Consider the following 23,601-nt stretch of genomic DNA (forward strand, 5'->3'; position numbering starts at 1 on the left):
TTGCCAAAGGCCTTCCGACCTTTTGACCCTAGGTATCAAATTACTCTACGATAGCACCCTTATCCGCAGAGGATACGTTCTTCGCATAGCGTTTTAAGTATCCTGTCAGCTTCTTCGGCTCGCGGATCTTCATGGTCTTTTTTCTCTCTTCCATCTCTTCATCGGAAACAAGCAGCTTTAAGCTGTAGTTCGGGATGTCAATAGCGATCTTGTCGCCGTCTTTGATGTAAGCGATCGGGCCGCCTGCGGCTGCCTCCGGGGAGATATGTCCGATAGCTGCACCGCAGGATGCTCCTGAGAAACGTCCGTCTGTAAGAAGAGCAACGGTTGTGTCAAGCTTCATACCAACGATCGCGGATGTCGGAGAAAGCATCTCTCTCATTCCCGGACCGCCTGCCGGACCCTCGTAACGGATGACAACGATGTCGCCCGGAACGATCTTTCCAGCGTAGATTGCTGCGATCGCCTCTTCCTCGGAATCAAAGCACTTTGCGGTACCGGTGTTGACTAACATCTCCGGTTTTACAGCGGAACGTTTTACGATCGCACCGTTCGGAGCCAGGTTTCCGAAAAGAACAGCAAGTCCGCCGGTCTTTGTGTACGGGTTGTCTAACGGACGGATAACTTCCGGATTGCGGTTTTCAGCACGGGCAACATTCTCAGCAACCGTCTTTCCTGTTACAGTCTTGCAGTCTCCGTGGATCATTCCTGCGTCGAGAAGTTCTTTTAATACTGCGGAGATTCCGCCTGCTTCCAGGAGATCCTGCATGTGGTGATGTCCAGCCGGTGCGAGGTGGCACAGGTTCGGAGTCTTCTCACTGATCTCGTTGATCATGTGAAGATCAAGAGAGATATCAGCCTCATGGGCGATTGCAAGAAGGTGGAGTGCAGAGTTGGTGGAGCATCCGAGGGCCATATCGGTTGTCAGAGCGTTCTCGAATGCAGCCGGTGTGATGATGTCGCGCGGACGAACATCGTCAGCTAAAAGCTTCATAACCTGCATACCTGCAGTCTTTGCGAGACGGACACGCTCAGCGTATACAGCCGGGATCGTACCATTTCCCGGAAGACCGAGGCCAAGAACCTCTGTTAAGCAGTTCATGGAGTTTGCCGTGAACATACCGGAACAGGAACCGCAGCCCGGGCAGGAGCTTCCCTCGATCTCAGCGAGTTCTTCGTCGTTGATCAGATTTGCCTTTCTGGCACCAACTGCCTCGAATACAGTATTTAAATCTCTCTGGTTGATGGAGAGCATCGGACCGCCGGATACGAAGATACACGGAAGGTTCAGACGCATTGCTGCCATTAACATACCCGGAACGATCTTATCACAGTTCGGGATGAATACGAGTGCGTCGAAGCAGTGTGCCTTTACCATACATTCGATGGTATCTGCGATCAGCTCACGGGAGCTTAAAGAGAAATGCATTCCATCATGGCCCATGGCGATACCATCGCAGACACCGATGGTATTGAACTCCATCGGTGTTCCACCTGCTGCAAGGACGCCGTCCTTTACGGCACGGGCGATAGTCTGTAAGTGCATATGTCCCGGTGCTACTTCATTGAAAGAGTTTACAACGCCGATAAACGGGCGGCGCATCTGCTCATCGTTATATCCGTCTGCCTTTAAAAGGGAACGATGCGGCGCATGCTCTACACCGGCTTTTACTTTATCTGAATTCATGATTTTTCTCCTTATGAAATCCAGAGCCAGGCGGTGATGCCTGGCCCTGAAGATTTTTTTAGGGTTTCGCTGCCCCGCAGTGCCACACTCGCGGACTTGCGTCCGCGAGTGCGCGGGCATTCGCCCTATGAATCCGCCGGCAAAGATTCACTTATGTGCAAGCACAACAGGAATCTTTCCTCGTCGGATTCGCTGCCCCGCAGTGCCACACTCGCGGACTTGTGTCCGCTCGTGCGCGGGCATTCGCCCTATGAATCCGCCGGCAAAGATTCACTTATGTGCGAGCACAACGGGAATCTTTCCTCGTCGGATTCGCACTGCTCATTGCTATCGCGACTATTTAGCCTCGTCAAGATCCTGTGTCTGCTTCCAGCCCATCTTTGCTCTTAACTCGCGGCCTGTCTTAGCTGCAAGTGTATCAGCGTGTGCTGCTCTTGCTGCGTTGAACATGGTTCTGCCAACCTGGTTCTCAAGGATCCAGTTCTTAGCGAATGTGCCATCCTGGATCTCTGTTAATACCTGCTTCATAGCCTTCTTCGCTTCGTCGCCGATGATTCTCTTACCGCTTACGTAATCACCATACTCAGCTGTATCAGAGATGGAGTATCTCATTCCCTCGAAACCAGCGTTGAAGATCAGGTCTACGATCAGTTTCATCTCGTGGATGCACTCGAAGTATGCGTTCTCCGGCTTGTAACCAGCTTCTACAAGTGTGTTGAAACCAGCTTCCATTAATGCGCAAACGCCGCCGCAGAGAACTGCCTGCTCACCGAAGAGGTCTGTCTCTGTCTCTTCCTTGAATGTTGTCTCAAGGATACCGCCTCTTGCTCCGCCGATGCCTGCAGCGTATGCCTTAGCAACTTCCATGGAGTTTCCGCTCGGATCCTGCTCAACAGCTACGAGGCACGGAACGCCCTTGCCGCCAACATACTGGGAACGAACGGTGTGGCCCGGTCCTTTCGGAGCGATCATGATAACATTAACGTCTGCCGGCGGAACGATCTGTTTGAAGTGGATATTGAAGCCGTGAGCGAATGCAAGTGTCTTGCCTGCTGTAAGGTTGTCCTTGATATCTTTCTTGTAGAGAGCTGCCTGCTTCTCATCGTTTACAAGGATCATGATGATATCTGCTACCTTTACAGCGTCTGCTGTGAGCATAACTGTGAAGCCGTCTTCTTTTGCCTTTGCTGCGGACTTGGAGCCCTCGTAAAGACCTACTACTACATCCACACCGGAATCTCTTAAGTTCAGAGCGTGTGCATGACCCTGGGAACCGTAGCCGATAACAGCTACTTTCTTTCCGTCAAGAAGTGATAAGTTACAATCTCTCTCATAATACATGGTTGCCATAGTTTTTCTTCTCCTTATTCTTCATTGTGATCGACACGTAATGTGTTGTCTATTCCTAAACCGATCGCGATCTCTCCCGACCGGCTAAGTTCTAATATACCAAAACCTCTGACTTTTTCAATAAACGATTCAACTTTTTTGCTGTCTCCGGTAATCTCGGCTGTCAGATGCTCTTCACCGAAGTCTACGACTTTTCCGCCGTACTCGTTGATCAGATCCAGTACCTGATGTTTGCTGGAACCTCTGTGGGTTCCTGTCAGGTGCATTTTGATGTACATATGCTGGGCAAATACGGTGTTTTCCGGTTCCAAAAGTGTTACGGCACGGACATCGATGAGTTTTTCCAGCTGACGGACCACCTGGTCCTTCATATATTCATCTCCTGTGGAGACGATGGTGATCCGCGTATAATTCGGATCATCCAGCGTACCTGCGGAGATATTATCGATATTATAGCAGCGCTTTGCGTAAAGACCGGCGATGCGGTTTAAAACGCCGAAGCGGTTGTTTACGATCATGGCGACCGCAAACTTCTCAACTTTGTTTTCCATGGTCACCTTATCCTTCCACAATCATGTCTTTGATGGATCGTCCCGGCGGGATCATCGGCAGGACTTTCTCATCCATATCAATGTGACAGTCGATCAGCACCGGTCCCTGGGATTTGTCGGCTACGTCGAGAGCTTTCTTTAGATCCTCCATCGTGTAGACCGCGTATCCGTCAGCGCCGAATGCTTTCGCCAGAGCCGGAAAGTCCGTCTTTCTGTCCAGAATCGTCTGGGAATAGTGACAGTCGTAGAAAATTGTCTGCCACTGTCTTACCATTCCGAGGACATCATTGTCGAAAATGACAATGGTGATCGGAAGCTCCTGGCTTACCGCCGTTGCCATCTCGTTTAAGTTCATTCCGAAGCTTCCGTCTCCGGTGAAGAGAACGGTTCTTCTGCCTCTCGCTGCGATGCATCCGCCGATGGCTGCACCGAGACCGTATCCCATGGTTCCGAGACCGCCGGAAGTGAGAAGCGTATGCGGCTTTTCAAACGGATAGAACTGCATGGTCCACATCTGGTGCTGTCCCACGTCGGTAGCGACCACTGTGTCCTCGGTGCAGTGCTTGTGGACTTCCTCGATGATGGCTTCCGGTCCGTAAGGTTTCGGTGCCGGGAGGATCATCTCGTTCTTGTAGCCCTCAAGCTCGTTCACCCACTCCGGATGCCTTTCCTCTGGGAGTTCTTCCAGGATCTTATCGAGGATCTCCTTCACATCGCCCCAGAGGCTCACGTCAGGACTGACGTTCTTTCCGATCTCCGCACGGTCGATATCGATATGGACCGTCATACATTTCTTTGTATACTCGTTTAAGTCACCTGTTGCGCGGTCGGAGAATCTTACGCCGACTGCTAAAAGCAGGTCACATTCGGACTGTGCCTTGATAGACGGATATTTTCCGTGCATGCCGCACATTCCAAGGTTTAACGGGTAGGATGCCGGAACTGATGTGATTCCCATCATGGAAAGACCGATGGCCGCATCCACTCTCCTGGAGAGTTCCAGAACTTCTTTCTGGGCTCCTGCTGCCACAACACCGCCACCCGCGTAGATAAACGGCTTTTTCGCCTTTTTGATCATCTCTACGACCTCGTCGATGCTGCTGCACTCGGACCTTCTCGGCTTTTTCACAACGCTCGGAACCTTTAAGTCCTCAAAATATTCATATTCCGCGGACTGGACGTTCTTAGGGATATCGATGAGAACCGGTCCCTTACGTCCGGAGTTTGCGATCTCGAAGGCCTCGATGATCGTTCTCTGAAGATCCTTGATGTCGCGGACCATGAAGTTGTGTTTTACTACCGGCTGTGTAATTCCGACGATATCCACCTCCTGGAAAGAATCCTTTCCGAGACTGTTTACCGCGACGTTTCCTGTGATCGCGACCATCGGTACGGAATCGAGGTAGGCATTCGCGATCCCTGTCACAAGATTGGTAGCACCGGGACCGCTTGTCGCCAGGACCACGCCGGTCTTTCCGCTTGCTCTCGCATATCCGTCAGCGGCATGGGCAGCTCCCTGCTCGTGGGCCGTTAAGACATGTCCGATGCGGTCAGACGCAAGATAGAGTTCATTGTAGATATCAAGTACTGCTCCCCCCGGATATCCGAAGATCACTCTCACGCCCTGATGGATCAGCTCTTCCACCAGGATCCGCGCTCCGTTCATTTTCATAGCTGTTTTCCCCTCATCTTATTTCTCACAGGAATGTCCGGCTCTGTCAGACATTCCCGCCTTTTTCTTTTCTGGCACGGACAAATGTCCGTATTAAAATTCAGGTATAAAAAAGCCTTACAGCGTTACACTGTAAGGCTTTGCTTTCTTTCGTAACTTGTTCTTTCAAGTTTCTATCAGGCAATCCCGGATTCAGTATAACGCAAATAAGCATTCCCGTCCACGACGATAATGCTGACGATAATTCGAATCACGACTGCGAGTAGAATAAGATTCGTCATATCTTTGCGTCTCCTTTCCAGTTGCCTTTCAGCAATGTTGCTATGTTTTATTATAAGCACTTTGTCAGAAATTGCAAGTAGTTTCTTTTTATAGCTTGTATGAACCAGAGTTATGTAACATCGCTGGCTCGTCAGTGCCTTTTTGTTTAACTGGGAATTCATCGGAGTTCCCAGTTAAAAGAAAAAGCTCTGCAGGCACCGGGATTTCCCCGGTCTGCAGAGCTGCTCCTATTTCAAATTATTTTTTTACAGTTTTGAGTATCCATACGGATTGATCAGCGCATCCAGTTTCTTTCCTTCCTTACATAACGGGCAGTTTCTGTAATCGCTGTACTGGTAATCCGGAACATCTTTTAATCCGAATACCGACTTGATCGGAATTCCGTTGACATTCTCAAGCGCGCTGAATACTGCGGAGATCCCCTGAATAATTCCTCCATAGTACTGGACACCCTCGATCGCCTTGTTGATCGTCAGACCTGTTGTCACGGTCGCGGTGAGGATCAGCACATTCTTTCCGTTGATCATTGCGCGGTAATTGTCCTTAAACACGATCTGGCTATTGCTGTTGAACTCCGGTTTGATAACGTAGATCGTCTTGTGGGCGTTCTTCGACATGAAACCGCCTTTTGTCAGCTCCTGCGCAAGAAGTGTTCCGATCACTTCGGTCCCTTCCATGCATACGATTGTATCGACGATCATATCGTACAGATACATATGTACGAGTGCCTGGGCAATTCCTCCCGCCTCACTCAGACGGCTCTTTACCGTCGTCAGGTCAAAATAGTAATTCGTGTGGGCATGATTCGTTGCAAAATGTCCCTTTACGATTTTTAACGGGGTATCTGTACCGGTCGTCTGAATTTTGTCATACTTTAACTCCATACACGATCCTCCTTATTCAAATCTCACGTTTACTGTTATTTGACTATATTATACCGAATTTTCAGATACTATTCAAGGAATTTTCCTGTTTTTCATCAGGTTTTTCGTCACTGTTTACGCCTTGCGCAAACAGTAACGTTTTTTCTCCCTGTTTTTCTACCACGCAAGGACCTCATGTCCGGTCTCTGTCACGAGTACCATGATCTCCCTCTGGGCAGACGGAAGCCTGTCATCGGTATAGATCGTCCAGCCGTTGCTGTCATCCACAAAGATATCCGGACGGCCCATATTGATCATCGGCTCGATGGTGAAGATCATCCCCGGTGCCATAAGCATCTCCTCGCCCCGTCTTGTCACATAGCTTACAAACGGATCTTCATGGAACTCAAGACCGACACCGTGGCCGCCGACTTCCTCGACAATGGTGTATCCGTTCTTCTTCGCATAGTCATGGACTGCCTGCCCCATATCTCCTAAGAATCCCCACGGTTTTACCTGTTCAAAACCTTTTTCCACAGCTTCGTTCGTGACACGGACAAGTTTTTCCTTTTCCGGATCCACGTTGCCGATCAGGAACATTCTGGACGAATCAGAGAAATATCCGTGAAGGATCGTGGAGACATCCACGTTGATGATATCGCCGTCTTTTAAGACAACATCCCCGGACGGGATTCCGTGGCACACCTGATCATTGATGGAGGTGCACACGCTCTTCGGGAATCCCTCATAATTTAACGGTGCCGGAATCCCGCCGTGCTTTGTCGTAAAGTCGTATACCCACTGGTCGATCTCCTCCGTGGTAATTCCCGCTCTGATGTGCTCCGCCACATAGTCAAGGACTGCTACATTCAGTTTTCCGCTCTCACGGATCCCCTCGATCTGTGCCGGTGTCTTGATGATCTTATGGGACGGAACCTCGTGGCCTGCAAAGCGGGCACGACTGATCTTCTGGTCAAATGCCATATGGCACTCACAATATGGCTTCCCGCTTCCACACCAGCATGGATCATTTTTTCCGATTCTGCGAAACATAATTTTTCCTCTTTTCTATCTGTTTTTACATTTCTGTACTGTACGGGATTTTCCCTAAAAAAGAATATGCCTGACACATTCTCGCGCCTCACGCGGTCGTGTGCGGCAATCTACATCTTTTCGTGTTTGCACATTAGAAAATCCCTGTCCGTGTACAGGAATTGCGTTTGCGAATTCTTTTATTTTCCTGTATAATATCCTTATCTATCATAACGTCGGAGACTCTGTTTGTCAAATAAGTCTCCTGAGAAAATATGCCGTTAATATCACGGCGTGGATTTTCCGGACTGAAAATCCCCCGCGTTGCAGAGGCGGCTGTAAAGAAAGTGAGGAATTTACATGAACGTACTGATCACCGGGTTCGACCCCTTCGGCGGAGAGCCGATCAATCCGGCATGGGAAGCCGTAAAAGCCATGAAAGACGAGATTGCCGGAGCAAAGATCACGAAGCTGCAGATCCCGACCGTTGTCAATAAATCCATTGCGAAAGTCCATGAAAAGATGATGGAACTCCACCCGGATATCGTCATCAGCATCGGTCAGGCCGGCGGACGGTTCGGCGTGACTCCGGAGCGTGTTGCGATCAATGTAACAGATGCAAGGATCCCGGATAACGAAGGAAACCAGCCCATCGATGAACCGATCTTTGCAGATGGAGATGCCGCTTATTTCTCCAATCTTCCGGTGAAGGCGATGGTTCAGGAGATCCGAAATGCCGGTTATCCTTCTACCCTCTCCAACACCGCAGGAACCTATATCTGCAACCATGTCATGTACGGAATTTTATACTATATCCAAAAGGAATCTCCAAATGTACGCGGCGGCTTTATCCACGTTCCGTATGCCGTTTCCCAGGTTGTCAATAAACCGGCGACCCCGTCTATGGCCATTGCGGATATTACGGCTGCATTGGAAGCGGCGGTGAAGGCGGCTGTTGAATATGAGCAGGATATCAAAGTGATTGGAGGAGAAACACACTAAAAAATCATTTCTGTCGCATAAAATAGAATCCTGCTTTGCAGGATTCTCCGCCTGCGGCGGGTCGCGTTAGCGACATCATTCCATTCCGCCGCAGTGCGATCCCCCCGGAGGGATTTTTTGCTCTATAGGAATCACTGCTTTCACGCTTTAATGTAACGTACTCTTTCCTATAGAGCAAAAAAACTTCATCTTCGGAAGTTTTTCAGGCTGTGATATCAGTCTGAACAACTCCAAGGATGAAGTTTTTCTTTTATCCGGGTTCCGGACTGCCTTTCGAGGCACCCGCCCGGAATCCGGTTTTCTGATTATTCTTTTGTTCCTCTCTCCGCAGACGCGTTGAGCTTTCCGTCGACCACGTCGATCCTGATCGTATCTCCGGTATGGACGCCATCCGACAGGATCAAGCGGGCTGCCAGAGTCTCTACATTCTTCTGCAGATATCTCTTAAGCGGTCTTGCGCCGTATACCGGATCATAACCGTTGTCTACGATAAACTGCTTTGCAGTATCGGAAAGTGCAACCACAAGCTCTTTATCCGCCAGACGCTTGTTGATATCGGCAACAAGCAGATCGATGATGCTTCCGATGTTGTTCTTTGTAAGCGGCTTGAAGAGGATCGTCTCATCAAGACGGTTTAAGAACTCCGGACGGAAGTGGGCACGCAGATCGTTCATGACCTCAGCCTTTGCCTCCGGCTTAATATCACCGTTCTCATCGATACCGTCAAGCAGATACTGGGAACCGATATTGGAGGTCAGGATAATGATCGTATTCTTGAAATCAACGGTCTTGCCCATGGAATCTGTGATACGTCCATCATCGAGGACCTGAAGCAGAACATTGAATACATCCGGATGTGCCTTCTCGATCTCATCGAACAAAACGACACAATACGGTTTTCTGCGGACTGCCTCTGTCAGCTGACCGCCCTCATCGTATCCGACATATCCTGGCGGCGCTCCGATCAGACGGGATACGGAGTATTTCTCCATGTATTCACTCATATCGATCCGGACCATGTTGTTCTCATCATCGAACAGACTTGCCGCAAGTGTCTTTGCAAGCTCTGTCTTGCCGACACCGGTAGGTCCCAGGAACAGGAAGGAACCGATCGGCTTTGTCGGATCCTTGATCCCGGCTTTGGAACGGATGATCGCGTCTGTAACCTTCTCAACTGCCTCATCCTGACCGACAACACGTTTGTGGAGCTCATCGTCCAGATGAAGGGTCTTGTTTCTCTCACTTTCCGTGAGTTTTGCAACCGGGATACCGGTCCAGCGGGAGATGATCCTTGCGATCTCGTCCTCGGTCACGCTCTCGTGAACAAGGCTCAGATCTGTATTCTTGACCTTCTCCTCCTCTTCCTTCAGCTCTTTTTCAAGCTGCGGGAGTTTGCCGTATTGGAGTTCTGCTGCCTTATTCAGGTCGTACTTCTGCTGTGCATCCTGGATCTGACGATGGACTGCCTCGATCTCCTCACGGATGGAGGAAAGCTTATCAACCGTCGCCTTTTCGTTCTGCCACTGGGCCTTCTGAGTCGCGAACTGGTCATGGAGCTCCGCCAGCTCCTTCTGAAGATCCGCAAGGCGTTCCTGGCTTAAATGGTCTGTCTCTTTCTTAAGAGCCGCCTCCTCGATCTCCAGCTGCATGATCTTTCTGGAGAGTTCATCCAGCTCCGTCGGCATGGAATCGAGCTCCGTCTTGATCATTGCGCACGCTTCATCCACGAGGTCGATAGCCTTATCCGGAAGGAAACGATCGCTGATATAACGGTTGGAAAGGGTTGCCGCCGCTACAAGCGCGGAATCGGTGATCTTTACGCCATGATAAACCTCATAACGGTCCTTCAGTCCACGAAGGATCGAAATCGTATCCTCGACTGTCGGCTCATCGACCATAACCGGCTGGAAACGACGTTCCAGAGCCGGATCCTTCTCAATATATTTCCGGTACTCATCCAGCGTCGTCGCACCGATACAGTGCAGCTCACCACGGGCAAGCATCGGCTTTAACATATTGCCGGCATCCATGGAGCCTTCCGTCTTTCCGGCTCCGACGATGGTGTGAAGCTCATCAATGAACAAAATAATCTGTCCCTCGCTCTTTCTCACCTCATCGAGAACGGCTTTTAAACGTTCCTCAAACTCACCACGGTATTTCGCTCCCGCAACAAGGGCACCCATATCCAGTGAGAATAATTTCTTGTCTTTTAAGCCCTCCGGCACATCGCCGCGGACGATACGCTGTGCAAGACCTTCTACAACGGCGGTCTTACCAACACCGGGTTCACCGATGAGGACCGGGTTGTTTTTCGTTTTTCTGGAAAGGATCCGGATCACGTTTCGGATCTCGGCGTCACGGCCGATCACCGGGTCCATCTTCTGGTCTCTTGCCTTTTCTACAAGGTCAGAACCGTATTTATTTAAGGTATCGTAGGTTGCCTCCGGATTATCACTGGTAACTCTCTGGTTGCCGCGGACCGTGGACAGAGCCTGTAAGAATTTATTCCGGTCGATCCCATAAGTACGGAACAGTTCCTTCATAGCCTTGTTCGGCTGTTTTAACAGGCATAAGAACAAATGCTCGACGGAAACATATTCGTCTCCCATCGCCTTTGCCTCGTCCTCGGCGTCGATCAGGACTTTATTGAGGTCCTGAGTCAGATAAACCTGTCCGCCTCCGGATACCTTCGGCAGCTTCTTAAGTGCTGCTTCCGCCTCATCCGCAAACTGCTCACCGGAGATTCCCATTTTTGTGATCAGTTTTAAGATCAGGCTGTCATCTAACTTTAACAGACTCACCAGGAGATGTTCCTGGTCGATCTGCTGATTTCCATATTCATAAGCCAGCTTCTCGCAGTTCTGGACTGCTTCCACTGATTTCTGTGTAAATTTGCTGATATTCATGATCGCAAGCCTCCCTTCAATTCTGAAGTACTTGTTGTGTTTGTTGTCAGTAATACCGCCCAGTGAAATTCTCATCCGCCGGGCGGCTTAATCTTTCAGATACGTGGCAGCTCCGCATACATTTCTGTATCGTTACCGCTCAGGGCTGTCAGATCACCCCTCGATGGAAATGTGCTTCGGACCTTCAACCTTCTTCTCTTCCTCTTTCGGAATCGATACGCTCAGGATACCGTTTTCGAATTTTGCCTTAATCTCCTCTTCCCGGATCTCCTCGCCAAGATAGAAGGTTCTGCTCAGAGCACCTGCATAACGTTCCTTGCGGATGTATTTGCCTTTCTTATCTTCCTCGTCCTTATCAAGACCTTTCTCGGCACTGACGGTCAGATAACCATCCTTCAGTTCGATCTGGATCTCATCTTTCTTAAATCCCGGAAGATCGATATCAAGCTCATACGTCTTTTCTGTCTCTCTGACATCTGTCTTCATCAGTCTGGATACATTCTTACCATACAGCGGATCCTTCTTTTCTGTAAAGAACTTCTCATCAAACGGGAACATATTATCAAATAAACTTTCTCCAAAAATACTCGGCATATACATAAATCATTCCTCCAATCAGAATTCCTGTTTTCTTGTTTGTCATCTATCTGAAAGAACTTCAGAAGATTTTCCAATCTTGGGAACTCCTTGAGATCCTTTGATTTTTTCTCTCTTCCTTTGTTCTGCATGTAATATAACACATATTATTAGCACTGTCAAGAGGCGAGTGCTAATTTTTTTGTGAATTAATTGTGTATTTCATTGACACATTGTAACTTTTCAGGCGCATCGTAGAACGCATTCTATAGGTAGTCGCCAAGCATCTCTCCCACACACCTCTCGATCTCATCAATAATTTCCATACACCGGTTCTTCTTCATTCCAGCCGTAATGCCAACAGCTAATAATTCTTTTCTTCCCGGATCTTTTCCATTTCCGTCAACGGTCGTTGTGTGTTCCCCATAGTACGTATTACTATAAGTAAGATCGTATGCAGGGCTCAGTCTCCACTGATCTTTTTCTTCATCATACAAATAGGTGAAATTTTTTGAGTGGTCATCTCTGTTATGCGCAAAAACATTAAAACACATTCTTCGAAACATACTTTCCACATCCGCATAATGATCCTTCGTCAATATCTTCGTAAGTTTCATCAGACTGTGGTAATCAAGACTCGGCTGTTCAAAGTCCAGTTCGAGAAGCGCTGCAGCTGTCAGCATATGGACTCGCTTTATTCCATTTTGATCAGGGACTCTGTCAAACCGCCTGGTTCCAAAATAGCCTTTACAGATTCCAGATGGGAACAACTTTGTCTCACTCATCGTAATTTCACATTTCCGGGCACAGCATGAATAATCATACTCCATTTTTCCTGCATCTTTTCCATCTACATGGGCCGGAAATTTTATGATCCACTCTTCATTTCCGATTGAAGTCATGATCTTCGGCCTTGCTCCTCCGCTCGTTCCTCCAAGCCGGTACAATTCGTCAAGTTTGTCTGTATATTCTGTGTTCAATATTTTCTGACACTCCCGCGCCAGTTCATCCAGGTCAGGATTATCCTGCTGCTCTGGAAATTTTCTTTCCGGATAATACGTCAACGCACCCATTCCCGATTTTCCAACGATTGCCAGGCGGTCTAAAACCGTTAGTTTATCCGGATTCTGTTTATGCTCACGAAGCAGACGATTTAGCAGCAATCTTCCCCAATTATCCGGAAGACTGTCCGCAAACACGCCATAAAGGCCGCCAAAATAATCCTTTGTGGGCACAAACACCTGCTTTTTTAACGGCAGAGAAAACGGGTTGATCGAAAATCCATGTTCCAGCCATTCATCGCTGTACTGAAATGCTGCTTTTCGATTTGCTGTCATGGCCAACGTCCCCACAAGCCTTTCATCATAATACACCTGCAGCGTATTATCTTGTTTCATTTATGACCTCCTTTATGTCTCTGTATGGTACCTGCGAAAAAATATTCCTAAGTTCATCTGCAATATCCAGTGCCATTGCGACCTTCGTCAGAGACAACAAGGATATCTGACCGGTAGACTCGAATCTTTTAACAGAACCATAACTCACACCGCTCATCGACGCCAGCTTCTCCTGCGAGATTGAACGCCGTTTTCTAATATTGCGGACCCTCTGCGCCAGCTTCAAATCCAGTTCTTCCGCTGTCTCCCATATAAAACCTTCCATAGTCTTTCCCACTTTCGATTCCGTTTTTTTATGCTTTTAATAGACAATATTTTATCTATTATTATATGATTATATTCAAAATATATAATATATTATCTACTATTATTTTACCATCAGTCAATAAACAAATCAATAAAAATGTAACACGATCTATTCTCACTATGATCTCTGCAATCTCCATTTACCTACAGACACATATCAATCGCTCATAATATCTTTTAACAGCCCAAAATTCCATCAAAATTTTCATTAAAAAAGACCACCATTTCCACAAATTTCTCTGTGAAAACAGTAGTCTTTTCCTGAATGGTCAATGCTCCCCATTTGTCTCATATACATACAGAGAGAATCGATCCCCATTTATGATCTGAATTCCCGCATACAATGGCTCATTCTCCTGATCGTATGCTGTACTTCTAACGAACATCAGATAATCGCCCTTTCGGACTTCGAGTAATTTTGCTTCCTCCTGTGTTGCTCTGCAAAGCTCAATCAGTTTTTCCGAGCTTGTAACCTGCATTCCTGCTTTCTCTTTTAAATAATCAAAAAGGGAATTATCCTCAAACTGAGCTTCTAACAGGAACGCATATTTTAACGGAAAATAGTTTTTTTCAATTACAACCGGTTCTGAATCCGCGAATCTCAGACGTGATATAAAGATCACTTTACTGCCCGTCTCAATTCCAAGCCTTGCCGCAATCTTTTCATCTGCATCCACAATCTTATTTTCCAGCATATGTGCCCCCGGCACGACTCCCATCTGCTCACACATCTCGCTGAAGCTCTGAAGACGTTTGATATTTCTGGAAAACTTTGGCTTTGTTACGAAGGTTCCCTTTCCCTGTTTCCGAACAACAAGTCCTTTTTCCATGAGGGAACCGATTGCTTTTCTCACGGTGATCAGACTGACACCATATGTCTTTGCCATCTCTGATTCCGTCATGATCTTATCTCCCGGTTTATATCTTCCGCTTTTGATATCCTTTTCCACTGTATCCATAAGCTGAACATATAACGGAGTCATCGCATCCTGCTTTAACATTCATTTTCCCCCACTGTCTAAATTCTTTTCAATACTATTTTAATAACAGCTCAGACAAATAGCAAGGACAATTTTCTTTCCAGAGCAGGTTCCCCGTTCGATCCACAGATTTTTACAGGCAGTCACCAGGCTCCGGATCCTCAAACGGAACGCCGTATCCAAAAGCGCCTCTCACCGTACATGTCTTTGCAGCGAATTCAGCTCCCTTTTCCATTGCTGTCTCGATTCCTTTTCCATCTAAAAGCGAGAGTAAAAAGGCAGTTGTAAATGAATCTCCGGCTCCCAATGTATCGATTGCATCAACAGCCTTCGGGATCTGTCTGTAATACTTCTTTCCGTCAAAAGCGAGGGATCCGCGTTTTCCCATGGTTGCTACTGCAATTTTACAGCCTTCCGATACAAAGCGCTTACATGCTGCCTTTGCGGTCTCCTCATCAATTTCTCCGCAGGAGAAAAATGCGTAATCAACAACAGGCGCGATCTCTTTTAAATAATATTCCTCATTCCAGTGACCGGAAAAATCATAAGAAACCGGAATTCCAGTTTCTCTTACTTTTTTTAACTGTGAATCAAAGTGACCATTATTACTGGTATGAACAAGGGAAAATTCCCTGATATAGGAAATATCCTCCGTCTTTAGATCCAACGGATGCTCATTTACGATCCCTCCGCGGTTGCTCATGATAAACTGTCTGTCACCATTTTCAAGCCGGACTTTTGCGTATCCATTCTCGCCGGCATATTGCCTGCATCTGGAATGATCGACCCCGATCTCATCAAGAACAGAAATAATGTGTTCTGCCACTCTGTCATTTCCAAAAACGCCGAGGTACGCAGACTGCGCCCCCAGCATTTTTGCATATACAGAAAAGTTCATAGCCTGACCACCCGGATACATGATCTTTGCAGGATAATACTGATCACATACATTATCTCCGATGCCAATTACCTTTATCATTAATACTCAACCTTCCACATATATCTTCTTTCATCCATTGAATGACCTGTTTTTTCTGCCAGCTGAGATACATAATACCGCTCAATCGGGATCATGACAACCGGATTGAAGAATTCTGCAACCGAAGGATCGATTTTTCCTCCATTCAGCTTTTCAAAATCAATGATAATAAAGTTCTCAGCATATGTATTCAGGAACTTCAGGCATCTCTCATCGAGCGCTCTTGTACGTCCCTCACTCATTAACAGGATCATCGGGAGCTTCTTATCGGTTGTCTCAAACGGTCCATGGAAGTACTCACCTGTGTGCAGGCATACCGCATGTCTCCACTGCATCTCCATAAAGTGACAGCAGCACATGGAATAAGCAACTCCATAGTTCGGACCGGATGCAAGGACATAGAAGACCGGCTCATGTTCGACTTTTTCTGCCCATGCCTGTGCAGCCGGAAGACAATTTTTCTTTCCCTCTGAAACGATCTCATCAATATACTGATACGCTTCCATTGCTTTGTCATATTTATCCCAGTTTTCAAACTGATGGAGAACCTCAAAGCCGATGCGGAGCGCATTCGCCTGATTGGAGTCGCTGTAATCCTGATGATCTCCGTTTGAATATGTCACAACATACTGACCGACCTTTGCCATACCGGTCTGCATATTTCCCGTCATGGCAATCGTGATTGCTCCCGCTGCATTTGCTGTTTCAACAGCTTTTACAGTCTCCGGTGTAGCCTTAAGAGAACAGATGACTGCGATACATCTCTCATCTAATTCTTTCGGGGTCGCATGTACGAACTCATTGCTGGTATATGTTGTCGCACTGAAATTTTTTGCTTCCGACTGGATCAGGTAGAGTCCCGGGAAAATAGCTGCCTTTGATCCACCGCAGGCAACAAAATACATATGCTTTAATCCACCTCTCTGATCCATCTTTTCCTTAATTTCCGCAATGATCTGTTTTACTTCCATCGTTGAATTCCTCCTCTGCGCATTTTTCGCATGTTATATTTTTACAATGTTTACTGATACAGAAAGCAGGCAACGCTTCTCTTTGTTCCATCGTCTCCCGTGATCTCTGTTAATTCCGGACGACTTTGTCTGCATTTCTCTGTCGCCATCGGACATCTTGTACTGAACAGACAGCCTGCCGGCGGATTTAACGGGCTCGGCAATTCTCCCTGGAGGATCACCTCATCCCGCTTCGCGTGGATATCCGGAACCGGAATCGCTGACAGCAATGCTTTTGTATACGGGTGAAGAGGTTTCCCATAGAGCTCCCTCTTTCCTGCATATTCCATGATGCGCCCCAAATACATGACCGCTACCTTGTCGCAAAGATACTCCACCACGCTCAAGTCATGAGAAATAAAAATGTACGTTAGATTTCTTTCCTTATGAAGGTCCTTTAACAGATTCAGCACCTGTGATCGAACTGACACATCCAGCGCTGATACCGGCTCATCACAAATGACAAGCTCCGGATCGTTGATCAGGGCTCTTGCGATCACGACTCTCTGTCTCTGTCCACCGGACATTTCATGCGGATATTTTTCAAGATATTTATCACTGAGACCGACCTCCCGGAGGATCTTCCTGACCTTTTCCAGTTTTTCTTCTTTCGTATATTTTCCCGCCACATCCAGCGGTGCCATAACGGATTGAACAATTTTTTTCTTTGGATTTAAGGACGCATACGGATCCTGAAAAATAATCTGAATTTTTTCCCTCAGCGGACGCATCTGGCGTTCGTTATAATTTGTAATATCTTCTCCATGGAACAGGATCTGTCCTCCGGTTATCTCATGAAGCTTTAAAATGGACTTTCCTAACGTTGATTTTCCACAGCCCGATTCGCCTACAAGGCCTACGATTTCTCCCTGATTGATCTTCAGGTTAATGGAATCCACCGCTTTTACTGTAATTTCCTTTCCATGTACTTTTTTTACCGGAAAATATTTTTTTACATCCCGGATTTCCAATAAAGGGGTCTCCATTATTCCACCTCCCTGCTATCCTGTATCTCGGGATCCATAAACCGGAAGCATCGTACAAAATGTCCTGCTTCTCCCTGCATTCCCGGGTCTTCTTTTTTGCACTGCTCCGTTGCATATGGACATCGCGTAGAAAATCTGCAGCCGGCCGGCATCTCATCCAACCCCGGAACCGTTCCCTCGATCGTAAACAGATGATCTTCCTGACCACTTCCAAGCTTTGGAATTGATTTCAGCAATCCCACCGTATATGGATGCATCGGATGATCAAAGATATCTTCTGCGGTTCCATATTCCACTGATTTTCCTGCATACATGACCATGACATGATCTGCCATTTCTGCCACCACACCCATATCATGTGTGATCAAAATCACCGATGTGTCTGACTCCTCCGCAAGCTTCTTTAGAATTCTGAGGATCTGGGCCTGAATCGTCACATCCAAGGCCGTTGTCGGTTCATCTGCGATCAAAAGCTTTGGCTGGCAGAGCAATGCCATTGCGATCATTACCCTCTGTCTCATGCCACCGGACATTTGATGTGGAAATTCCCTGATCCGCTGCTCCGGAGAAGGAATCCCCACTCTGGCAAGCATTTCAATACACTGTTTTAATGCTTCCTTTTTCGGTATCTCACGATGATGGGTCCTGATCATCTCTAACATCTGATCTCCGATCCTGTATACCGGATTCAGAGACGACATCGGTTCCTGAAAGATCATGGAGATCTCATTTCCCCGCACCTTTCTCATTCTGGCTTCTGATGCCTTTGACAGATCTTCCCCTTCAAACAGGATCTGGCTGTTTTCATCAATTTCGCAGACAGAAGGAGATACCAGACGCATAATCGAAGTGGCCGTGACGCTTTTTCCACATCCTGACTCTCCAACAATCCCGATCACCTTTCCCCGGTCCAGTGAAAAAGTAACATTATCCACTGCTGTCAGCTTCTTTTTTCCAATTTTAAAGGAAACCTTCAGATTTTTAACTTCCAGCAAATGTTCATCCATCTGCTCCCCTCCTGTCATCATCCTTCTAAATTTGTGACAAACCCGTCACCGGTTTCTGATCATTCTTTTACAGACCATTTCCAGACAGCCTGGTTATTGACTCCGCCTTCAAATGCGTTATATCCCTGGAATCTCTCCGACTGAACTCCGAAAATATATCCGTTGTAGAGCATTACCAACGGCATCTCATCCCAAAGAAGCTGCTGATATTCGTTTACCAGTTCTTTTTTCTTTGCTTCGTCTGTTTCAGCAGCAATCTTATCCTGAAGCTCTGCGTATGCGGTATCTGTGATCTGGCAGTATGTCGCATTCTTATTGTCATAATATCCGGACATCCAGAGCGGATAGGACATTGCTGTTGAGCCGCAAATTCCAAGATCATAAGTTCCGTCCTGAAGCCCTGAGAACATCGTTGCAAGCTCAACTGTCTGAACATCGATCGTAATTCCCGCCTCTGCAAGATTCTGCTGAATGATCGCTGCCATGCTCTCTCTTGCGGAGGTTACTGCCATTTTAAGTTTCCTTGATGAATCCCATCCGGCCTCTGCGAGAAGCTCTTTCGCCTTATCTACATCTCTGGACCAGGTGAGTCCGCAATCATATTCCGATCCCGGGATCACACAGGTTGCCGGTGCAACGCCTTTCCCCTGCAGATTCTGCTCGATCAGAAGCTCTTTATCGATTGCATAGCTCATTGCCTGACGGATACGCTTATCTGATACATTCTGGTTATTGATCAGGAATACGCCTACAAAGGTCGGTTCACTTGATTCTGTCACCGTAAGTCCCATATCCTTTGCCGCAAGTGCATCATCAGTCGTTGGCTGCTGATAAAATCCATCCATCTCTCCTGCTGCAATGGATGTGATCGTATTCGTGGAAGCGATCACTTTCAGAATCAGTTTGCCAAACTGCGGCGCACCAAGCTGATAATCCGCAAAAGATCCCAGCTCCAGCTGGCTTCCGGAAAGCTCAGAGATAAAGGTGCAGGGACCGGAACCGATCGGTGCTTTCCAGAACTCATCATCTTTCATTTTTTCAGGTGCGATATCACCAAGAAGATGTTCCGGAAGTACATAGAAATACTTGTTATGAAGGATCAGCCAATCCTCGACCGGGGTAACATTCTTAAAAGAAATCTTCAATGTATAATCATCAACAGCCTCAACTCCGACGGATTTTTCAGCCGTTTCAAGACCATTCTCATCGGTTCCTGCCCATGTGTTGAACTCACTTCTGAGTCCGTAATCAAATTTCGGATTTGTGATCAGCTGTGCGGTAAATACCCAGTCCTTTGCGGTTACCGGCTGACCGTCATGCCATTTTGCATTTTCATCTAAGTGAAAGATCGCAGCTTTTCCATCATCTGCAGATTCCCATGATTTGGCCGCTCTCGGTGATACCCCGGAACCAGCTTCCTCAATAAATGCAAGGCGGTCGTACAGCTTGTCGCAGACCAGATTCTGATAGATCGATCCAGATGTAGATCCGTAAGGATTAACGGTATCCCATGCAGTCGTCAAACCGTATGTAATGACCTTATCGGAATAATCTCCCGTCTTATCCGTCGCCGTTGACGCTGCTGTTGTTCCTTCCGCTGCAGATGCAGCCGCTGTTGTCTCATTTCCGGAGCTGCCTCCGCAGCCGGCGAGAAGTCCTGTTGCCATGGCTGCCGCAAGCATCCATGCTGCAATTTTTTTACCTGATCTCATAATGATCCTCCTTTAAATTTTTTGATATATACTGCCCTATTTTGTTTTTGGATCAAGGGCATCTCGTACACCTTCTCCGATAAAATTAAATCCTACAACAACGAGAATGATGCAGATTCCCGGTGGGAACCACACCCACGGACGTGCCGTCAATACAAGAAGATTCTGCGCTGCAAATATGATATTTCCCCAGGATGCCTGTGGTGTCTGGACACCCATTCCGAGAAAGCTTAACGAGGATTCTGTTAAAATTGCGCCTGCTACCCGGAATGAAATATTTGCCCATACCGGAGGGATCGCATTTGGCAGTACCTCTGAAAGCAGAATCTTTGGAGTACTCATTCCAATCGCTTTTGTCGCCTGAATATATTCACGTTCCCGGATCGATAACACATTTCCGTAAATCAGCTTTGCGATTGCAGTCCAGCCCAATACTCCGATCACCACCGTGACCGTAAGGATCGACGGTCCAAACACCGCAACGAGAACAAGGATCAGGACCATCGTCGGGAATGACATAAATGCATCTGCGACACGCATGATGACAGTTTCTGCAATTCCTCTGAAATAACCGGCGATCAGTCCTAACGGAATTCCGATCAAAACTGAAATGATCGTAGACATGATCCCGACAAACAGTGAGATTCTTCCTCCATATAAAAGCCTTGCGAACAGATCTCTTCCCACATCATCCGTGCCCAGAGGGTGACCGGAACATGGGGCTTTGTTAAATCCTACCGCCCGGTCAGTCGTATATGGGTCGAGCTTCATGAATATCGGGATCAGGATGACTGCCAAAACAAGAAAGCAGACAATGATAAGACCTAAAACAGCTTTCCGGTTATGCATAAATTTTTTTACTGCTTGATTACTTAATATTTTTTTCATGCCCTGATGCCCTCCTATTTAAATTTAATTCGCGGATCCAACGCAGCATAGATCAGATCCAGAATCAGATTTACAACGAGAACAACGACACAGATCAAAACAGCGACTCCCATGATCACCGGATAATCACGACTTGTGATCGCAGTGATCATCAGGCTTCCGATCCCCGGCCAGGCAAATATCTGTTCTGTCACAACAGCACCTCCGATCAGAAACGGGACGGAAAGGCTTAAGGTTGTAACGATCGGAATCAGTGAATTGCGAAATGCATGTTTGATCACAATGACGACATTTCTAAGTCCTTTTGATCTTGCTGTTTTTATGTACTCCTCATTCAAAACCTCAAGAACACTCGATTTTGTCTGTTTGATATAATTTCCGATTGGCTGGATTCCACACACGAACGCCGGAAGTGCCAAATGGTAGAGAAGATCCTTCCAATCACCACCAGTTCCTGCCGAATACATGCCGCTCGTCGGGAACAATTTCATTTTTACAGCCAATACATAGATCAGAAGAAGACTTAAAAAGAAGTTTGGCACCGATGCTCCGATAAAAGCAACAAATGTACTGATATGATCCCATATCGAGTTCGGTTTACAGGCTGAAACCACTCCAAGCGGAATTCCTATGATGATTGCACCAATAATACCGGTTCCCGTGAGCAGTAATGATGGGATGATACGCTGTCCGATCATCATGCTGACATCCTGAGAGGTACGGTATGATGTTCCAAGATTTCCATGCAGCAGGTCTGCCAGCCACAGAAAATACCGGACAAGAACCGGCTTATCAAGTCCCAGTGAAGCTTTCAACGCCTCCAGATCGCTGAGTGACATTTCTCCGGATGCAGCCAAAATTGAAAGCGGTCCTCCGGGAGCAAGATTGATCAGCAAATACACCGTAAATGTAATTCCAAGAAACACCGGTATTGCATAAAAAAGTCTTTTTATAACATATTTTATCAATCAGATTCTCTCCCTTCGGCTTATTGTTTATTTAACATATCGTTTAGAATTGCCAGATGGAGCTTTACACATGGTTCAACGGATCCGATATATCCGTACTCTTTCTCACTATGATCATTCGCTCCATGCGGTCCCATTCCATCCATAACGATCGCTTTTCCACATCTGGAAAGATGGTTCGCGTCAGAGAGTCCTCCGCGGTCTTTTTCCTCAAATGGAATCCCATGTTCTTCAGCAATTTTTCTGACCCGTTCGATATACTTTTTCGCTTCCTCTGTTTTTATAAACGGCGGAGTTTCCTTCTGCATTGTGATCGTTGTTTTTACTCCGGGAACAAACGGTTGTCCTTCTGTTATTTTATTTACATATTCTTTCAAGCGGATTCTTTCGCTGTCATCCCTAAATCTCATTTCAACACTGATTTTTGCATGATCTGCAACTACATTTCTGGCTGTACCGCCATTTGCGATCCCGACATTTACCGTCGTATCTTTTTCTCTGTCCGCCAGACTCATTAATTCTACAATGTAATGTCCCATCTCAAGAACCGCAGACGCATTTTCTACTTCAAACATAAAGCCCGCATGGGCCGCCTGACCTTGAAACTCAATATCATACGTCAGGGAACCTTTTCTCGCAAAGCAATGGCGGGTTCCATTTTTTCCAGCAGATTCCATGACAAAAATGTGATCTGCCTGACATCCGATTCGATCTGTGATCTCTTTTGAGTAGATCGACCCGATCTCTTCATCCGGATTATAGACCATTGCGATATTCAGGCATTTCTTCTCAGTTTCCGGTAAATTTGCCGCGATATGAAACATTGCAAGATCACCGTTTTTCATATCACCAACACCCGGACCGTAGTAATTTTCTCCTTCGATCCGAAATGGTCTTTTCTCTGCCGTCCCGTCCGGAAATACCGTATCCATATGACCGATATACATCGCATCATAATGTTCGGATACATGATTTGTAATAAGAAGGACCTGACGACCTCCATCGGCAGGAATTCGTTCTACGTTCCAGCCGATCTCCTGATACCAGCCAGCCAATTTATCTGCCACCCGGTTGATTCCGGCTACATTTTCAGAGCCGCTGTCAATGTTGACCAGCTCTTTCATCTGCTCCAAGTACAATTCCAGATTCATGTTTCCCCTCCCTTTCGCCTTCAAAATCTATTTCAAAATTCACATCTCTCATCTGAAATTCATTATATATCATATTATAACCATTTGTCAATATGCATCATTATATATTGTATTATAATCAAGTTTTGTGTATTATGTTCATTCCGGATCCGGAAAGGGAATTTTGTATCTATCCGCGCAGATAAATGCTATAATATAATACTAAGATCATGCGGTCCGAAGTCCGACGCGGGCTTGTCTGTAGGAATACTTTTGCCCCTGGGCCCACCAAAGACATGATTCAAGTCGGAGACCTG

The 23,601-nt window shown here is 46.9% G+C and carries 20 protein-coding genes; 1 reads left to right on the forward strand and 19 read right to left on the reverse strand.

What is annotated here, in order from left to right; translation table 11 throughout:
• Positions 1 to 40: 40 nt before the first annotated feature.
• From ilvD to DW677_RS01065, 6 genes are all read right to left on the reverse strand, one after another.
• Complete coding sequence (ilvD, locus tag DW677_RS01035) at positions 41 to 1,687, reverse strand: dihydroxy-acid dehydratase (RefSeq protein ID WP_117566311.1); 1,647 nt, start codon at positions 1,685 to 1,687, stop codon at positions 41 to 43.
• Between the two features lie 336 nt (positions 1,688 to 2,023).
• A complete protein-coding gene (gene ilvC, locus DW677_RS01040; protein ID WP_117566312.1) occupies positions 2,024 to 3,037 on the reverse strand; it encodes a ketol-acid reductoisomerase in 1,014 nt (337 codons plus the stop codon).
• Positions 3,038 to 3,051: 14 nt separating this feature from the next.
• A complete protein-coding gene (gene ilvN, locus DW677_RS01045; RefSeq protein WP_117566313.1) occupies positions 3,052 to 3,588 on the reverse strand; it encodes an acetolactate synthase small subunit in 537 nt (178 codons plus the stop codon).
• A gap of 7 nt (positions 3,589 to 3,595) precedes the next feature.
• Positions 3,596 to 5,260 (reverse strand): biosynthetic-type acetolactate synthase large subunit, encoded by a 1,665-nt coding sequence (gene ilvB, locus DW677_RS01050; RefSeq protein ID WP_117566314.1) that lies wholly within the window; start codon positions 5,258 to 5,260, stop codon positions 3,596 to 3,598.
• A gap of 527 nt (positions 5,261 to 5,787) precedes the next feature.
• Complete coding sequence (locus DW677_RS01060; RefSeq protein WP_015555111.1) at positions 5,788 to 6,426, reverse strand: hypothetical protein; 639 nt, start codon at positions 6,424 to 6,426, stop codon at positions 5,788 to 5,790.
• 156 nt (positions 6,427 to 6,582) lie between these two features.
• Positions 6,583 to 7,458 (reverse strand): methionyl aminopeptidase, encoded by an 876-nt coding sequence (locus DW677_RS01065; RefSeq protein WP_117566315.1) that lies wholly within the window; start codon positions 7,456 to 7,458, stop codon positions 6,583 to 6,585.
• Positions 7,459 to 7,797: 339 nt separating this feature from the next.
• Here DW677_RS01065 and pcp point away from each other — a divergent pair, with 339 nt between their 5' ends.
• Positions 7,798 to 8,439 carry a pyroglutamyl-peptidase I gene (gene pcp / locus DW677_RS01070; protein WP_117566316.1) on the forward strand — a complete coding sequence of 214 codons (642 nt, stop codon included), beginning with the start codon at positions 7,798 to 7,800 and terminating at the stop codon, positions 8,437 to 8,439.
• Between the two features lie 305 nt (positions 8,440 to 8,744).
• Here the strand turns inward: pcp and clpB are convergent, their stop codons facing one another.
• From clpB to DW677_RS01135, 13 genes are all read right to left on the reverse strand, one after another.
• Positions 8,745 to 11,345 carry an ATP-dependent chaperone ClpB gene (gene clpB / locus DW677_RS01075; protein ID WP_117566317.1) on the reverse strand — a complete coding sequence of 867 codons (2,601 nt, stop codon included), beginning with the start codon at positions 11,343 to 11,345 and terminating at the stop codon, positions 8,745 to 8,747.
• 153 nt (positions 11,346 to 11,498) lie between these two features.
• Positions 11,499 to 11,945: an Hsp20/alpha crystallin family protein gene (locus tag DW677_RS01080; protein WP_015555115.1), complete on the reverse strand. Its 447-nt coding sequence runs from the start codon at positions 11,943 to 11,945 to the stop codon at positions 11,499 to 11,501.
• Between the two features lie 242 nt (positions 11,946 to 12,187).
• Complete coding sequence (locus DW677_RS01085) at positions 12,188 to 13,318, reverse strand: type II toxin-antitoxin system HipA family toxin (RefSeq protein ID WP_117566318.1); 1,131 nt, start codon at positions 13,316 to 13,318, stop codon at positions 12,188 to 12,190.
• The gene (locus DW677_RS01090) at positions 13,305 to 13,583 is read right to left on the reverse strand and encodes a helix-turn-helix domain-containing protein (RefSeq protein ID WP_015555130.1); all 279 of its coding nucleotides are present in this window, start codon (positions 13,581 to 13,583) and stop codon (positions 13,305 to 13,307) included. The genes DW677_RS01085 and DW677_RS01090 overlap by 14 nt, the downstream gene beginning before the upstream one ends.
• A 310-nt stretch (positions 13,584 to 13,893) precedes the next feature.
• A complete protein-coding gene (locus DW677_RS01095; RefSeq protein ID WP_015555131.1) occupies positions 13,894 to 14,625 on the reverse strand; it encodes a GntR family transcriptional regulator in 732 nt (243 codons plus the stop codon).
• 112 nt (positions 14,626 to 14,737) lie between these two features.
• Positions 14,738 to 15,583: a fructoselysine 6-kinase gene (locus tag DW677_RS01100; RefSeq protein ID WP_117566319.1), complete on the reverse strand. Its 846-nt coding sequence runs from the start codon at positions 15,581 to 15,583 to the stop codon at positions 14,738 to 14,740.
• The gene (locus tag DW677_RS01105) at positions 15,583 to 16,554 is read right to left on the reverse strand and encodes an SIS domain-containing protein (protein WP_117566320.1); all 972 of its coding nucleotides are present in this window, start codon (positions 16,552 to 16,554) and stop codon (positions 15,583 to 15,585) included. Before DW677_RS01105 ends, DW677_RS01100 begins: the two co-directional genes overlap by 1 nt.
• 50 nt (positions 16,555 to 16,604) lie before the next feature.
• A complete protein-coding gene (locus DW677_RS01110) occupies positions 16,605 to 17,582 on the reverse strand; it encodes an oligopeptide/dipeptide ABC transporter ATP-binding protein (RefSeq protein WP_347473010.1) in 978 nt (325 codons plus the stop codon).
• On the reverse strand, positions 17,579 to 18,586 hold the full coding sequence (locus DW677_RS01115; RefSeq protein ID WP_117566322.1) for an ABC transporter ATP-binding protein: 1,008 nt from the start codon (positions 18,584 to 18,586) through the stop codon (positions 17,579 to 17,581). The genes DW677_RS01110 and DW677_RS01115 overlap by 4 nt, the downstream gene beginning before the upstream one ends.
• Positions 18,587 to 18,645: 59 nt before the next feature.
• Entirely contained in the window at positions 18,646 to 20,298 is a 1,653-nt protein-coding gene (locus DW677_RS01120) for an ABC transporter substrate-binding protein (protein WP_117566323.1), read from the reverse strand.
• Positions 20,299 to 20,334: 36 nt separating this feature from the next.
• Positions 20,335 to 21,186 (reverse strand): ABC transporter permease, encoded by an 852-nt coding sequence (locus DW677_RS01125; RefSeq protein ID WP_015555137.1) that lies wholly within the window; start codon positions 21,184 to 21,186, stop codon positions 20,335 to 20,337.
• 14 nt (positions 21,187 to 21,200) lie between these two features.
• On the reverse strand, positions 21,201 to 22,154 hold the full coding sequence (locus DW677_RS01130) for an ABC transporter permease (protein ID WP_117566324.1): 954 nt from the start codon (positions 22,152 to 22,154) through the stop codon (positions 21,201 to 21,203).
• A gap of 20 nt (positions 22,155 to 22,174) precedes the next feature.
• On the reverse strand, positions 22,175 to 23,305 hold the full coding sequence (locus tag DW677_RS01135; protein WP_117566325.1) for a M20 family metallopeptidase: 1,131 nt from the start codon (positions 23,303 to 23,305) through the stop codon (positions 22,175 to 22,177).
• Positions 23,306 to 23,601 lie beyond the last annotated feature (296 nt).

It is taken from the genome of Clostridium sp. AM25-23AC (assembly GCF_003435125.1).
GTDB classification, from domain to species: Bacteria; Bacillota; Clostridia; order Lachnospirales; family Lachnospiraceae; genus Pilosibacter; species Pilosibacter fragilis.